Origin of the sequence: Bradyrhizobium cenepequi (genome assembly GCF_020329485.1) — a bacterium.
Lineage (GTDB): Bacteria > Pseudomonadota > Alphaproteobacteria > Rhizobiales > Xanthobacteraceae > Bradyrhizobium > Bradyrhizobium cenepequi.
Window position 1 is genome coordinate 34,244 of the sequence record NZ_JAGKJI010000001.1, and the last position, 14,955, is coordinate 49,198.

Annotated in this window: 14 protein-coding genes and 1 riboswitch; of the genes, 9 read left to right on the forward strand and 5 right to left on the reverse strand. The window is 63.8% G+C overall.

The window, feature by feature from the left end:
* Positions 1-21: 21 nt before the first annotated feature.
* The 3 genes from J6497_RS00155 to J6497_RS00165 all read left to right on the forward strand — a co-directional run bounded on the left by J6497_RS00155 (position 22) and on the right by J6497_RS00165 (position 3,363).
* Positions 22-1,233 carry an aspartate aminotransferase family protein gene (locus J6497_RS00155; protein WP_225702208.1) on the forward strand — a complete coding sequence of 404 codons (1,212 nt, stop codon included), beginning with the start codon at positions 22-24 and terminating at the stop codon, positions 1,231-1,233.
* A complete protein-coding gene (argF, locus tag J6497_RS00160; protein ID WP_225702209.1) occupies positions 1,230-2,153 on the forward strand; it encodes an ornithine carbamoyltransferase in 924 nt (307 codons plus the stop codon). The genes J6497_RS00155 and argF overlap by 4 nt, the downstream gene beginning before the upstream one ends.
* A 211-nt stretch (positions 2,154-2,364) precedes the next feature.
* Positions 2,365-3,363: an Hsp33 family molecular chaperone gene (locus J6497_RS00165; RefSeq protein ID WP_225702210.1), complete on the forward strand. Its 999-nt coding sequence runs from the start codon at positions 2,365-2,367 to the stop codon at positions 3,361-3,363.
* A 176-nt stretch (positions 3,364-3,539) separates the two neighbouring features.
* On the opposite strand, the gene apaG is transcribed toward J6497_RS00165, so the two are convergent.
* Positions 3,540-3,935, reverse strand: coding sequence for a Co2+/Mg2+ efflux facilitator ApaG/CorD (apaG, locus tag J6497_RS00170; RefSeq protein ID WP_225702211.1), 396 nt, complete (start codon positions 3,933-3,935; stop codon positions 3,540-3,542).
* A gap of 229 nt (positions 3,936-4,164) precedes the next feature.
* Between apaG and J6497_RS00175 the strand changes: the two genes are divergently transcribed.
* The 3 genes from J6497_RS00175 to J6497_RS00185 are packed head-to-tail and all read left to right on the forward strand — an operon-like array spanning position 4,165 to position 7,214.
* Positions 4,165-5,415: an OpgC domain-containing protein gene (locus J6497_RS00175; RefSeq protein ID WP_376708138.1), complete on the forward strand. Its 1,251-nt coding sequence runs from the start codon at positions 4,165-4,167 to the stop codon at positions 5,413-5,415.
* Complete coding sequence (locus J6497_RS00180) at positions 5,412-6,170, forward strand: SGNH/GDSL hydrolase family protein (protein ID WP_225702212.1); 759 nt, start codon at positions 5,412-5,414, stop codon at positions 6,168-6,170. Before J6497_RS00175 ends, J6497_RS00180 begins: the two co-directional genes overlap by 4 nt.
* A gap of 15 nt (positions 6,171-6,185) precedes the next feature.
* Positions 6,186-7,214 carry an SGNH/GDSL hydrolase family protein gene (locus J6497_RS00185; protein ID WP_225702213.1) on the forward strand — a complete coding sequence of 343 codons (1,029 nt, stop codon included), beginning with the start codon at positions 6,186-6,188 and terminating at the stop codon, positions 7,212-7,214.
* 197 nt (positions 7,215-7,411) lie between these two features.
* Here J6497_RS00185 and J6497_RS00190 read toward each other — a convergent pair whose 3' ends face one another.
* Positions 7,412-8,605, reverse strand: coding sequence for an O-succinylhomoserine sulfhydrylase (locus tag J6497_RS00190; RefSeq protein WP_225702214.1), 1,194 nt, complete (start codon positions 8,603-8,605; stop codon positions 7,412-7,414).
* A 66-nt stretch (positions 8,606-8,671) separates the two neighbouring features.
* Positions 8,672-8,751, reverse strand: a riboswitch (SAM riboswitch).
* 110 nt (positions 8,752-8,861) lie between these two features.
* Between J6497_RS00190 and J6497_RS00195 the strand changes: the two genes are divergently transcribed.
* The gene (locus J6497_RS00195) at positions 8,862-9,968 is read left to right on the forward strand and encodes a 2'-deoxycytidine 5'-triphosphate deaminase (RefSeq protein WP_225702215.1); all 1,107 of its coding nucleotides are present in this window, start codon (positions 8,862-8,864) and stop codon (positions 9,966-9,968) included.
* A 92-nt stretch (positions 9,969-10,060) separates the two neighbouring features.
* Here the strand turns inward: J6497_RS00195 and J6497_RS00200 are convergent, their stop codons facing one another.
* Positions 10,061-10,801 (reverse strand): SDR family NAD(P)-dependent oxidoreductase, encoded by a 741-nt coding sequence (locus J6497_RS00200; RefSeq protein ID WP_225702216.1) that lies wholly within the window; start codon positions 10,799-10,801, stop codon positions 10,061-10,063.
* A gap of 101 nt (positions 10,802-10,902) precedes the next feature.
* On the opposite strand from J6497_RS00200, the gene J6497_RS00205 reads away from it, so the two are divergent.
* Entirely contained in the window at positions 10,903-11,514 is a 612-nt protein-coding gene (locus J6497_RS00205) for a TetR/AcrR family transcriptional regulator (RefSeq protein ID WP_225702217.1), read from the forward strand.
* A gap of 44 nt (positions 11,515-11,558) precedes the next feature.
* On the opposite strand, the gene J6497_RS00210 is transcribed toward J6497_RS00205, so the two are convergent.
* Entirely contained in the window at positions 11,559-11,792 is a 234-nt protein-coding gene (locus tag J6497_RS00210) for a hypothetical protein (protein WP_225702218.1), read from the reverse strand.
* Positions 11,793-11,960: 168 nt separating this feature from the next.
* Positions 11,961-13,298: a PQQ-dependent sugar dehydrogenase gene (locus J6497_RS00215; RefSeq protein WP_225702219.1), complete on the reverse strand. Its 1,338-nt coding sequence runs from the start codon at positions 13,296-13,298 to the stop codon at positions 11,961-11,963.
* A gap of 204 nt (positions 13,299-13,502) precedes the next feature.
* Between J6497_RS00215 and J6497_RS00220 the strand changes: the two genes are divergently transcribed.
* Positions 13,503-14,948 (forward strand): MATE family efflux transporter, encoded by a 1,446-nt coding sequence (locus J6497_RS00220; protein ID WP_225702220.1) that lies wholly within the window; start codon positions 13,503-13,505, stop codon positions 14,946-14,948.
* Positions 14,949-14,955: the final 7 nt, after the last annotated feature.

Consider the following 14,955-nt stretch of genomic DNA (forward strand, 5'->3'; position numbering starts at 1 on the left):
TGAAACCCCTCAGTGATTGCCATGATCGACAGCGCCACGTCGCATCTGCTTCCCGTTTTTGCTAGGGCCGATCTCGGCTTCGAGCGCGGCGAAGGCTGTTGGCTGATCTCGACCAATGGCGAGCGTTATCTCGACTTCACCTCCGGCGTCGCGGTGAATGCGCTCGGCCATGCCCATCCGCATCTGGTGAAGGCGCTGCAGGACCAGGCGACAAAGCTCTGGCACATGTCGAACCTGTTCAAGAGCCCGGACGGCGAGAAGCTTGCCGCGCGGCTGTGCGAGCAGAGCTTCGCGGACCTCGTGTTCTTCTGCAATTCCGGCGCGGAAGCAATGGAAGGCGTGATCAAGATCGTGCGCCATTATCACTTCTCGAAAGGACATCCGGAACGCTATCGCATCATCACCTTCGAAGGCGCCTTCCACGGCCGCACGCTCGCGACACTCGCCGCGACCGGCGCCGCCAAATACCTCGAGGGTTTCGGCCCGCCGATGGACGGCTTCGACCAGGTGCCGCATGGCGACCTCGACGCAGTGAAACGCGCGATTGGTCCAGAGACTGCCGGCATCCTGATCGAGCCGGTGCAGGGCGAAGGCGGCGTGCGTTCCGCGCCGCCGGTCTTCTTCAAGGCGCTGCGCCAGCTCTGCGACGAGCACGGCCTCCTGCTCGCCTTCGACGAAGTGCAGACCGGCATGGGCCGCACCGGCGATCTTTTCGCCTACAAGCGCGTCGGGGTCACCCCTGATGTGATGTCGCTGGCCAAGGCGCTCGGCGGCGGCTTTCCGATCGGCGCCTTCCTGGCGACGGCGGAAGCCGCGTCCGGCATGACGCCGGGCTCGCACGGCTCGACCTTCGGCGGCAATCCGCTTGCGGTCGCGGCCGCCGGCGCCGTGCTCGATGTGATGCTGGAGCCCGGCTTCTTCGATCGCGTGCAGAAGATGTCGCTCCTGCTCAAGCAGAAGCTTGCCTCTGTGGTCGACCGCTATCCGGCCATTCTCGCCGAAGTGCGGGGCGAGGGGCTTCTGATCGGCGTCAAGGCCGTGGTGCCATCGGGCGACCTCGTCAACGCGCTACGCGAGCAGAAGCTGCTTACGGTCGGCGCCGGCGAGAACGTGGTGCGCTTTCTCGCACCATTGATCGTCAGCGAGGCCGAAATCGAGCACGCCATCGCGTGCCTGGAACGCGCCTGCACCGCGCTCTCCAGCGCCTCCACAAAGAAGGCAGCGGGGCAATGAGCAAGACGCCTCGTCACTTCCTCGACATCAATGAGCTGCCGCTGAAGGAGCTGCGCACCATCCTCGCCGCCGGCGCGGCCATGAAGGCGAAGCTGAAGGCGCATGAGAGGAGCGCGCCGCTCGAGGGCAAGACCCTGGCGATGATCTTCGAGCGCCCCTCCACCCGCACGCGGGTGTCTTTCGACGTCGGCATGCGCCAGCTTGGCGGTGAATCGATCATGCTCACCGGTGCCGAGATGCAGCTCGGCCGTGGCGAGACCATTGCCGATACCGCGCGCGTGCTGTCACGCTATGTCGATGCGATCATGATCCGCATCCTCAACCACGAGGCGCTGTTGGAGCTTGCCGCGCATGCCACCGTCCCCGTGATCAACGGGCTGACGCGCCGCTCGCATCCCTGCCAGGTGATGGCCGACCTGATGACGTTCGAGGAACGTCGCGGTTCGATCGAGGGCAAGACCGTGGCCTGGACCGGTGACGACAACAATGTGCTGGCGTCCTGGGCGCATGCCGCCGAGCGCTTCAAGTTCAGGCTCAACATCGCGACGCCACCGCAGCTCGCGCCGAACAAGGCGATGCGCGACTGGATCAAGGCAACCCAGGCGCCGATCGTGCTTGGCAACGATCCCGAAGCGGCTGTACGTGGCGCCGACTGCGTCGTCACCGACACCTGGGTGTCGATGGGCGACAAGGACGGAGAGCACCGGCACAATGTACTGCGGCCCTATCAGGTCAATGCCAAGTTGATGTCGCTGGCAAAGCCCGATGCACTGTTCATGCATTGCCTGCCCGCGCATCGCGGCGAGGAAGTCACCGACGAGGTGATCGATGGTCCGCAATCGGTGGTGTTCGACGAAGCCGAGAACCGCCTGCATGCGCAAAAGGGTATTCTGGCCTGGTGTTTTGACGCGGCGGCGTAGCGCGTCGTCAACATAGCTGTCGTCCCGGCCAAGCGAAGCGCGAGCCGGGACCCATAACCACCGATGTGAGTTGTTGCATCAGGCTGCGGCCCCAGCCTTTCGCAATATTGACATCAGTGGTTATGGATCCCCGCTTTCGCAGGGATGACAGCTAACAACGATAGATGTGAACCCCTTTCGTTTCGCCTCTCGAGACCCCAGATAAAGCGCCATGGTTTCACAATCTCCCGACATCAAGATCACGGAAACGCCGACCCGCGCACCATCAGCTGTGCCGGTCGACGACGCGGTGCTGCCGTTCGAGATCGATGCGCTCGATCTGCGCGGCCGGCTGACGCGGCTCGGTCCCACCCTCGACGACATCCTGCACAAGCACGATTATCCGCCTGCCGTTGGCAAATTACTCGGCGAGGCGATTGTGCTGACCACGCTGCTCGGTTCATCCCTGAAGTTCGACGGGCGTTTCATCCTGCAGACCCGGACCGACGGCCCGGTCTCATTCCTGATCGTCGACTTCAGGGCGCCGGACCGGCTGCGCGCCTATGCGCGCTACGATGCAGCGCGGCTGCACGAGGGACTCGATTCCGGCGCGCTGCTCGGCAAGGGCCATCTCGCGATGACCATTGACCAGGGTCCGGACATGAGCCGTTACCAGGGCCTGGTCGCGCTCCATGGCGGCAGCCTCGAAGATGCCGCCCATGAATATTTCCTGCGCTCGGAACAGATTCCGACGCGGGTGCGGCTTGCGGTCGGCGAGGAATGGCGCGGCGGCGATGGCGGCAAGCATCGCTGGCGCGCCGGCGGCATGCTGCTGCAGTTCCTGCCGAAGGCGCCGGAGCGCGCGCGGCAAGCCGATCTGCATCCCGGTGATGCGCCCGAGGGCACCGTCGCTCATGAGGTCCCGGAAGACGACGCCTGGGTCGAGGGTCAGTCGCTGATCGGAACGGTCGAAGACGTCGAACTGCTCGACCCCGATCTTTCGGGCGAGCGGCTGTTGTACCGCTTGTTCCACGAGCGCGGCGTGCGTGTGTTCGCGCCTTTGCCGCTGCGCGCGCAATGCTCCTGCTCGCGCGAGGCCGTGTCCTCGATGCTGAAAAGCTTTACGCCGAAGGACCGCGCCGACATGGTGAAGAACGGCAAGGTCGTCGTCACCTGCGAGTTCTGCTCGTCGGTCTACGAATTCACCCCGGATGAAGCGGGGGTGGAATAAACTCTCTCAAATGTGGGGTGGGGCAAAGCGAAGCGTGCCCACCATTTGCGAGCGGAGTGCTGATGGTGGGCACGGCGCGAAGGGCGCCTTTGCCCACCCTACGATTCCTGCAAAATTCCTTTGAAGAGATGGATCACCGGGTCAAGCCCGGTGATGACGAGCAGCACATGCGCTCGTCAATTCAACACCCTTTTCCCGTCCGCCGGGCTGTCGAGCGAAAACGTCGGCACGTCGATCTCGAACCGTTCGCCGCTTTCGCTCACCATCTGGTAGCGCCCGCTCATGAAGCCGGAGGCGGTCGGCAGCGGCACGCCGGAGGTGTATTCGAAGCGCTCGCCCGGCGCGAGCACCGGCTGCTCGCCGACCACGCCTTCGCCGCGCACTTCCTGCTGGCGGCCGGTGGCGTCGGTGATGATCCAGTGCCGGGTGTGCAGTTGCACCGTCTCGGTGCCGGAATTGGTGATGACGATGGTATAGGACCAGAAATATTGCCGGTTCTCGATCGACGAACGTTCCGGCAGGAAGTTCGGCTCGACGGTGACTTCGATATCGCGGGTGGTGGCGCGGTACACTTTTGCAGTCTCCTCAGATCGCATCATAGCCAATAAGTCCGGAGGAACCAATCGTCAGGCCCGGCGAGGAAAGTTTGCTCGGCCGGCATTCTTCATCGCCGTTTGACCATAGTTCCGCTCTAAAGGCGCGAGCGTCCGCGTCAATCCCGTATCTTGTCCGCAACTCGCGAGCGGATATTATCTTTTTCAAGTCGGGGCGGCGCAAAACTTCGCACGGTCATGGTGCCTGATGCCGTCGATTGCCGATCCAATTTCCGGGATGCGTCTTGCTGATGCCAAGGACGCGAGTGCAGCGGCCGCCGCCGCGCCTGCGGTCACGCCGCAGGCCACCTCGGAGCGCGAATTGCGGCTCGACCTGTTCCGCGGGCTCGCGCTATGGCTGATCTTCATCGATCATTTGCCAACGAACATCCTGACTTGGCTCACGATCCGCAACTACGGCTTCTCCGACGCGACCGAGATCTTCATCTTCATCTCCGGCTACACCGCGGCCTTCGTCTATGGCCGCGCGATGCTTCAGGTTGGCGTCGTGGTCGCGACCGCACGCATCCTGCGCCGCGTCTGGCAGATCTACGTCGCGCACGTTTTCCTGTTCACGATCTTCCTTGCGGAAATCTCCTACGTCGCCACCCGCTTCGAGAACCCGCTCTACACCGAAGAGATGGGGATCATGGATTTCCTCAAGCAGCCTGATGTCACCATCGTCCAGGCGCTCTTGCTCCGCTTCCGTCCCGTCAACATGGACGTGCTGCCGCTGTACATCGTGCTGATGCTGTTCCTGCCCTTGATCCTGTGGCTGATGAAATGGCGGACCGACGTGACGCTGGCGCTCTCGGCCGCCCTCTACGTCCTGACCTGGCACTTCGATCTTTATCTCAGCGCCTATCCGAACGGCGTCTGGGCGTTCAATCCGTTTGCCTGGCAATTGCTGTTCGTGTTCGGCGCCTGGTGCGCGCTCGGCGGAGCAAGGAGGATGTCGCGCATCCTGGCCCCTCCGATCACATTCTGGATCTGCATCGCCTATCTGTTCGCGGCGTTCCTGGTCACGCTGTCCTGGTACCTGCCGCAGCTCGGCCACATCGTGCCGCGCCGCATCGAGCAGTGGATGTACCCGATCAACAAGACCGATCTGGACGTCTTGCGGTTTGCTCATTTCCTGGCGCTGGCGGCGATTACAGTTCGCGTCCTCCCGAAGGATTGGCCTGGCCTGAAATCGCCGTGGCTGCGACCTTTGATCCTCTGCGGTCAGCACTCCCTTGAGATATTCTGCCTCGGCGTGTTCCTGGCGTTTGCCGGGCACTTCATCTTGGCCGAGGTGTCCGGCGGCGCCGGGATGCACTTCCTGGTCAGCGTCACCGGGATTGTCATCATGTGCGCCATGGCGTGGGTGATTTCGTGGTACAAACACTCCGCCGACAAAGGCGCCTCGCGATACAAGAGCGCCGGCGGCAATGCCGACTTGGCGGGAGGGGCGGTATGAAGTCCGGCTTCGGGACTGTGCTGGGCCTGACACTGCTGGCCGGCTATCTGGCCGCTGCCCCGGCGCGCGCCGGCGACCCCGAGCAGATCTGCGACGTCCCATCCAATCTGCTATCCACCGAAAGCAAGTTGCCCAAAGTGGCCGAGGCGGTAAGGAGCGGCCAACCCCTGAACGTGCTCGTGGTCGGCAGCCGCTCCTCCACCATTCCCTCCTCGGAAGGAAGCGCCTACCCGGCAAAGTTGCAGGCCGCGCTCAAGGAAAGCCTGCCCTCGACGGCCGTGAACCTGTCCGTGGAAGTGCAGGGTGCCAGGACCACGGAGGACATGGGGGGCGGCCTTGTTAAGCTGGTGGAAGAAAAAAGGCCTACTTTGGTCATCTGGCAGACGGGAACCGTCGATGCTATCCGATCGACCGATCTTGACGATTTTCGTAACGCCGTCGATGCGGGGATTGGTGCGTTGCAGCAGGCGGGAACCGACGTGGTCCTGGTCAATCTTCAGTACAGCCCCCGCACCGAAAGCATGATTTCCGGCTCACCATACCTAGATAATATGCGGGTGTCGGCACAAGAACATGATGTTCCGCTGTTTGATCGTTTCGCCATCATGCATCACTGGAACGATGCCGGCGATTTCGACCTGTTCAGCCCCGCCCATGGCGTCGAACTGGCCAAGCGGGTGCATGCCTGCCTCGGCCGTGCGCTGTCGAAATTCGTGATCGACGCGGCCCATCTCGGACCGGCGCAGCAGAACTAGAGGGAAGCAGCGTTAATGAGTGCCTACCGCCCTTTTTGTCGAAGCACATGGCTGGTCGCAGCTGCCGCCGTCACGGCATCCATGCTCGTGACCTCGCCGCTGCGCGCGCAAGTTGCGCAAGGCGACCACCATGCGGCGCTTTCTGAGGGCGCGAAATCCCACCCCTCATCCGACAAACCATCCGACAAACCGGGACCATCCACGGCGGCTGCGGCCAATATGGCCGGTGCTGCTCAGCATGATGTCGCGCATAGGGGCCTCGCGGGCAAGGCGATCGACAAGGTGAAGGAAGTCGCAAAGTCCGCCGGCGACATTTTCCGTCGCGTCCCCTGCCTGCCGCCGAAGGGCGTATCGAAGACGATGGGCTCGCTGCCTCATGTCGCGAGCAAGCTTGCCGCGGGCCAACCGGTCACGATCGTCGCCTTCGGCTCGTCCTCGACCCAGGGCTATGGCTCGTCGGCGCCGGAATTCACCTATCCGAACCGGCTCGCGGCGCAACTGCACCGGCAATATCCCGGCTCCGACATCCGTGTCGTCAATCGCGGCCGGGGCGGCGAAGACGCGCCCGAAATGATGCGGCGCCTGCAGACCGAGGTGATCGATGTGCATCCGGACCTCGTGATCTGGCAGGTCGGCACCAATGCGGTGTTGCGCGACCTCGACCCCAGCGAGACCGGAAAGATGGTCGAGGACGGCGTGGCGCGCATCCAAGCGGCCGGCGCCGACGTCGTGCTGGTCGATCCCCAATACTCGCCGCGCGTCACCGAGCGCGCCGCCAACGCCAACAAGATCATCCGTCTGCTCAACCGGGTGGCCGAACTCCGCCATGTCAGCATCTTCCCGCGCTTTGAGGTGATGCGCGAGTGGCACGAGAAGCAGTCGATCCCGATCGACAGCTTCGTGATCGCCGATGGACTGCACATGAACGACTGGGGCTATGCCTGCTTCGCCCAGTTACTCGGCGACGACATCATCAAGTCGGTCGGCCAGATCAAGCTCGGCGTCAATGTGCCCGCCGACGTGCGGACGTACAGGCCGATGTGAATCTCACCCTCCCCTGAAAGGGTCGAGACGAGCGAAGCTCGCTCTGGGGGTCGACGCGAATGAAATGAGCGGCGGGGAGGGGTCAAGTCTCTCCGCGAAGACGCTGCCCGTGTTGAGAGAGATGACCCCTCCCCGGATCGCATTCCGCTTCGCTACATGCGATCCGACCCTCCCCTTTCAGGCGAGGGTGAAGGCCATCACACCCTCTCCAGCGCTTGGACAAAATCCTCGATCAGATCATCCGCATGCTCGAGGCCGGCGGAGAAGCGGATGAAGCCTTCGCTGATGCCGAGCTCGGCGCGCGCTTCTGGCGCGAGGCGCTGATGCGTCGTGGTGGCGGGGTGGGTGACGAGACTCTTGGCGTCGCCGAGATTATTGGAGATGCGCGCGATCTTGAGGGCGTTGAGGCAGCGGAACGCGCCGGCCTTGCCGCCCTTCACCTCGAATCCAATCAGGGTCGATCCCGAACGCATCTGCTTTTTCACCGTGGCCGCCTGCGGATGGTCGGTGCGGCCGGGATAGATCAACCGCGTGATCTTCGGATGACTTGCCAGCACATCGGCGATCTTCGCGGCCGTCTCGGTCTGCGCGCGGACACGCACCGCGAGCGTCTCCAGTCCCTTCAGCAATATCCATGCGTTGAACGGCGACATCGACGGCCCGGTCTGGCGCAGGAAATTATGGATGTGCTCGCTGATGAAGGCTTCGGAGGAGAGGATGATGCCGCCGAGGCAGCGCCCCTGGCCGTCGATATGCTTGGTCGCCGAATAGACCACGACGTCGGCGCCGAGCGACAGCGGGCTCTGCCAGATCGGGGTGGCGAACACATTGTCGACGATCAGCCGCGCGCCGCCCTGGTGCGCGATCTCGGCGATCGCGCCGATGTCGAGTACGTCGAGCGTCGGGTTGGTCGGGCTCTCCAGGAAGCAGGTCTTGGTGTTCGGCCGGATCGCCTTTTTCCACTGGTCGAGGTCGAGCCCGTCGACCAGGGTCGACTGGATGCCGTAGCGCGGCAACAGATCCTCCACCACGTAGCGGCACGAGCCGAACATCGCCTTGGAGGCCACCACGTGATCGCCGGCCTTCAGCGGCGCCAGGATCGCGGTCGTCACCGCCGCCATGCCGGTCGCGGTGGCGCGCGCGGATTCCGCGCCTTCAAGCTCGATCATGCGCCGCTCGAACATCGAGATGTCGGGATTGGAGAAGCGCGAATAGAGGAAGCCGGGATCCTCGCCCTTGAACCGCGCCTCGCACTCCTCGGCGGTCGCGTAGACAAACCCTTGGGTCAGGAACAGCGCCTCGGACGTCTCGCCGAATTGTGAACGTAGCGTTCCGGAATGAACCAGCCGGGTTTCAGGACGGTGGCGCGTAGCCGATTTTGACTCAGACATAGGACCTCCAACGTGACCCATCATTTTCGAAAATGGTCACAAAAAAACCGGCCTAAAGAGCCGGGATCGCTGAGGTCCCCGGCCTGTTTAGCGATTTATTTAACGTGGCTGCAAGCCGGCCGGCTCAAATCACCACGGGATAAGTGGTGCTGATATTCGTTCCCGCCCTTTCCGTCAAGCCACGCTTCGGTTAACCGATGAAATCCGATAATTTGGGGCCGCAAATGGCCGTGAACCGTCTTGAGGGATTGCGTCCGTGTCGTTCGTGCTGCAAGACGATGCCAATGGGATCCTGCCCGACCGCATGATCGCGGCGATGGCGGATGCGGGCCTGATCCTGCCGGCCTATCCCTTTGTCGAGAGCCAGATCCAGCCTGCGAGCCTCGACCTTCGCCTCGGCGACATCGCCTATCGCGTGCGCGCGAGCTTCCTCCCCGGTCCGGATGCCACCGTCGCAGAGCGCATCGACGAGCTGAAGCTGCACGAAATCGATCTGTCCGATGATGCGGTACTCGAGACTAACTGCGTCTATATCGTGCCGCTCCTGGAAAGCCTCGCGCTGCCGCCGGAGATCGTAGCCAGCGCGAACCCCAAGAGTTCGACCGGACGGCTCGACGTCTTCACTCGCGTGATCGCTGACGGCACGCGTCGTTTCGACATGATCGGTGCCGGCTATCACGGCCCGCTCTATGCCGAGATCAGCCCCAAGACGTTTCCGATCCTGGTGCGCGAGGGCTCGCGGCTGTCCCAGGTGCGCTTCCGCACCGGCGATGCCATCCTCAACGCCGACGAACTCGACACGCTGCATGCTCTCGAGCGCCTGGTCGATATCGACGATGCCGATCTCACCAATGGCGTTGCGGTCTCGGTTGATCTCTCGGGCGAGAATTCCGGCGGCTTCGTCGGCTATCGTGCCAAGCGCCACACCGGCGTGGTCGATGTCGATCGCCGTGGCGGCTATGCGGTCGATGATTTCTGGGAGCCGATCCGCGCGCGCCCCGACGGCAGCCTGATCCTCGATCCCGGTGAGTTCTATATCCTCGCCTCAAAGGAAGCCGTGCAGGTGCCGCCGGACTACGCCGCCGAGATGGTGCCGTTCGATCCTCTGGTCGGTGAATTCCGCGTGCACTATGCCGGTTTCTTCGATCCCGGCTTCGGCTATGCCGGCGCCGGCGGGCAGGGCGCACGCGCCGTGCTGGAAGTGCGCTCGCGCGAGGTGCCGTTCATCCTCGAGCACGGTCAGATCGTCGGCCGCCTGGTCTACGAGAAAATGCTCGCCCGGCCCGACGCGCTATACGGTCAGCGCATCGGCTCGAACTATCAGGCCCAGGGCCTGAAGCTCTCCAAGCATTTCCGGGTGTGATTGATCGCGCTCATCTGTAGCGCGCTGCGATAACCATGGCAAAACGCCGGGGCATGGCGCCCCGGCGCGCATGACGGGTATAGCCCGGCCGCTCACGCGTTGGCGCCGCCGTCGATGGTAAGTTCAGTGCCATTCATCGAGTGCGCTTGTGGTCCAGCCACGAATGCGACCAGCGCTGCGACGTCCTCCGCGTTGCCGTAGCGGGGGATCGCCATCCGCGCCCGCTGGGCGACCGCCTGCTCGCCTTCAGCGGGATTCATGTCGGTGTCGGTCGAGCCCGGATGCACGATGTTGACCGTGATGCCGCGGCCGCCGAGATCGCGCGCCAGGCCCTTGGTCCAGGCGATCAGCGCGGACTTGCTCATGGAGTAGAGGCTGATGCCGGAATCGGGTACGCGGGTCGCGAGATTGCTGCCGATCGAGATGATACGGCCACCCTCGCCCATGTGCGCTGCGGCTGCCTGCGATCCGACCACCACCGCCCGGACGTTGATCGCGAGCGTCGCGTCGATGTCTTCGAGGCTTAGTTCCTCGATTGGTCCGCCCCTGAGGATGCCGGCATTGTTGACGAGAATATCGAGGCCGCCGAAGGCCTTCGCGGCCTGATCCACGGCTGCTTTGACCGCGGCGGCATCAGCGCTGTCGGCCTTGATCGCAAGTCCCCGTCGGCCCAATCGCTCGATCTCGGCCACCACCGCCTGCGCCTTGTCGGCCGAACGTTCATAGGTGATCGCAACGTTCGCGCCATCGGCCGCGAGCCTTCTTGCGATCGCAGCGCCAATCCCGCGGCTCGCGCCCGTCACCAACGCCCGCTTTCCCTGCAATGCGCTCATGATGTATCTCCATTTATGTGTCGATTGATACAGAAATAGGTCGGTTGCACCGGATGGTCAAGCTGATTATGCATTGAACGACACAGAAATCGGGAGGACGGATGGTTGAACGCGGTCGCCCCAGAGGCTTCGACAAGAATGCGGCGCTGGCGCGCGCCATGGAGGTGTTTTGGGTCAAGGGCTATGAAGGAGCCTCGATGACCGATCTCACCACGGCGATGGGGATCGCTTCGCCGAGCCTTTATGCGGCCTTCGGCTGCAAGGAAGAACTGTTCCGGCAAGCGCTGCAACTCTATAGCGCGACCGAGGGGCCCGAGATCTGGGCTGGCACGGCCACCGCGCATACCGCCTATGAAGCGGTCGAAAGCTATCTCATGCAGACGGCGAGGGCGTTCACGCGACGGAACCGGCCGCTGGGTTGCCTGGTGGTGCTGTCGGCGCTGCATGCGACCGAGCAGTCCGAAACGGTCCGGCGTGAGCTGATTGCGATGCGTGCGCAGAACGTCGAGGATCTGCGGCGGCGTCTGCAGGATGGCGTGGCGTCCGGCGAGATATCAGCAGAGGCCGATCTCGCCGCGATCGCCCGATACTACGTCACCGTGCAACAGGGCATGTCGATCCAGGCGCGCGACGGCGCGACTCGGCGAGAGCTGGAACACGTTGCGCGCGCGGCGCTCGCTGCATGGAGGCCCCTGACCAGCGCGCCCGGCTGACCCGCGGGAAGATTGTCCCCGATGTTCTTCCGCGGTCCCGCGACCTACTTGGCGAGCAGCTCGGTCAAGTCGGTTGAGTTCGGACAGCGCAGCTCATCGATTCGTCGGGCCAGCAGCAACGCGCTCGCCTTCAGCGCCTCCAGCTTTGAAGCCTCGGGATGCTGTCTTTCGAGTTCCGTGATTCGTTCGTTGTACGAGGTAAGCTCACTTTGAAGCCGCTCAATTTCTACCGTGGCATGGCTGGACACCACCGGCGCAGATAGTCTGGTCGCCCGCATAACCATCTCCCCAAGTATGGTCGATGCTTCGTGAACCGAATTCGTGGCGAGACCGAGAAGCGATTTGGGCGAGGATGCGACCTCCGCGGGTAATGTTTGCGTTCGCGTGCAGCGAAGCCACAGTAGGAACTTTGGCCGCTGTGCAGCGCGCCTGGTTGATCCGATCGCTTATTTCGCCGCCGAATGCGTCGCCGGCGTCACGCGCCAGATGGTGTTGCCGAGGTCATCGGCCACCAGCAGCGCGCCGTCCTTGGCCATGCGCACGCCGACAGGACGGCCCTGTGCCTCGCCCTTGTCGTTGAGGAAGCCGGTCAGAATGTCCCGCGGCGGGCCGGAAGGCTTGCCATTGGCGAACGGCACAAAGATCACCTTGTAGCCGGAGCGTGGCTTGCGATTCCACGAGCCGTGCTGGCCGATGAAGGCGCCGCCGGCCATGTCCTGCGGAAAAAGATTCCCAGTGTTGAACGTGAGCCCGAGGGAAGCGGTATGCGCGCCGAGCGCATAATCCGGCACGATCGCCTTTGCGACCAGCTCCGGCCGCTGCGGATCGATGCGGCTGTCGACGTGCTGGCCGAAATAGCTGTAGGGCCAGCCGTAGAAGCCGCCATCCTTCACCGAGGTCATGTAGTCAGGCACCAGATCGTTGCCGATCTCGTCGCGCTCGTTGACGACGACCCAGAGCTCGCCGGTTTGCGGATTCCACGAGGGCCCGTTCGGGTTGCGCAGGCCCGAGGCGAAGACACGCCACTTCCCGCTCTGACGATCGACCTCCAGCACTGCGGCGCGGTTGGCCTCGGCCTCGATGCCGTTCTCGCCGACATTGCTGTTGGAGCCGACGGTCGCATAGAGCTTGCTGCCGTCGGGGCTCGCGGTCAGGTCCTTGGTCCAGTGATGATTGATGGTGCCCGCGGGCAGGTCGGTGAGCTTCACGCCGGCCGCGTCGATCTTGGTGTCTCCCTCATGATAGGGGAAACGCATGATCGCGTCGGAGTTGGCGACGTAGAAATCATTGCCGACCAGCACCATGCCGAATGGGGAGTTCAAGTCTTTCAGGAAAATGCTGCGGGTTTCGGCGACACCATCACCGTCGGCATCGCGCAGCAGCGTAATGCGGTTGGCGCTCGGCACACCGGCGCCGGCCCATTTCTGCGCCTGCCTGTAGACGAAACCCTTGATGCCTTTGCCGTCGTCCGGTTTCGGCGGCGCGTTGCTTTCGGCCACGAGTACATCGCCGTTCGGCAATACATAGATGGTGCGTGGATGATCGAGCCCGGTCGCGAACGCGTTGACCGCCATTCCGTTTCCGGCGGTCGGCTTGGTGCCGGCTGGCCACGGATTCGGCGTGGCGATGCCGATGGTCGGGATCAGCGAATGTTCGGGCGGCGGCAGCGCTGGCGAGGCCCCGTAGCTCTGCGCAACGGTCTTGGTGTCCTCTGGGTCGGAGCAGGCGGAAAGCGACAGCGCCAGCGCGCCGATCGACATTGCCAACAGCAGATTCTTGCGCATGTTGGGCTCCCTGAAAGATGGCCCAAGGACAATGCGGCAGGAGCGCGAACGTTCGTACCGTTTGGCGAGAATTTCGTGGCGCCACTCGTCTGGTGACCGCCAATCACGCAGGGGGCCTCTGCGCCGGACGCACGTGGAATTGACCGCGGCCGTGGTAGGGAAGCACCGCGCCGCGGCAACCAGACCGCGTGCGTGGGAGTGGAAATGCCTGATATTGCGGTTGCCGAGATACCTGTCGACGAGGAAGAGCGCCCGCTGCCGCCGCCGGTGACCGTGCCGGCGCGAAACCGCCTCCTGGACGGGCCGATCCTGCGCACGCTGTTGTGGCTCGCCTGGCCCAACGTGATCGCGCTCTCGGCCGGCACCTGCGTGGTGATCGCGGAGACCTCTTATATCGGCCGGCTCGGCGTGGAATCGCTGGCCGCGATGGCGCTGGTGTTTCCCTGCGTGATCCTGACCATGACCATGTCGGGTGGCGCGATGGGCGGCGGGGTGGCGTCCGCGATCGCGCGGGCGCTCGGCGCCGGCGAGATCGAGCGCGCCTCCACGCTTGCGGCGCATGCGCTTCTGATCGGCATCACCTTCGGGCTCGTCTTCATGCTGGGCATGCTGATCTTCGGTCCGCGCCTTCTGGAATTGCTCGGCGGCCGCGGCAATGTGCTGGCGCAGGCGATTGCCTACAGCCAGATCTTCTTCGGCGGCGCCGTGCTGCCGTGGCTGATGAACACCATGGCGGGCGTGTTGCGCGGCACCGGCAACATGAAGCTGCCGTCGACCATGATCCTTTCCTCCGCGATCTGGCAGATCATTTTGGGCGGCACGCTCGGCCTCGGGCTCGGACCGATCCCGCAATTCGGTATGCGCGGCGTCGCGGCGGGCTCGCTGATCGCCTATTCGATCAGCATTGCCGTGATGGGTTGGTACCTGTTCTCGGGCCGGGCACGTGTCGTGCCGAAGCTGATGGGATTGCGCGTGCAATGGGCGATGTTCATCGACATCCTCAAGGTCGGCGCCATCTCCTGCTTCTCGCCGCTGCAATCGGTTTTGACCATCAGCATCTTCACCCACATGCTGGCGAATTTCGGCACCGCGATCCTTGCCGGCTACGGCATCGGCGCGCGGCTCGAATTCATGCTGACGTCGCTCGCGTTTGCGACCGGCATCGCCTCGGTGCCGATGATTGGCATGGCCGTCGGGGCCGACCGCATTGCGCGGGCGCGGCGGATCGCCTGGACCGCGGGCACGCTGTCGTTCGTCTCGGTCGGCATGATCGGCACCTTCCTCGCCATCTTTCCCGATCTCTGGGTCAACATCTTCACCGATGATCCGGCCGTGCGTCTGGCCAGCCATCAATATCTGTCGACGGCGGCGCCGATGTACGCCTTCATTGGGCTGGCGATGTCGATGTACTTCTCCTCGCAAGGTGCGGCGAAGGTGCTCGGCCCGGTGCTGGCGCAGACCGCGCGCCTGCTGTTCATCGCCGCCGGCGGCTGGTGGCTGTCGACGCATGGGGCGACCGCGCAGAACTTCTTCATGCTCGCAGCCGCCTCGATGGTCGTGCTCGGCGTGCTCTCATGCTTAAGCGTGGTGCTGACGCATTGGGGGCCGAAGCGCGCGCCGATCGCGAAGGTGCGGCCGGCGTTGTCCTGACGCCCCG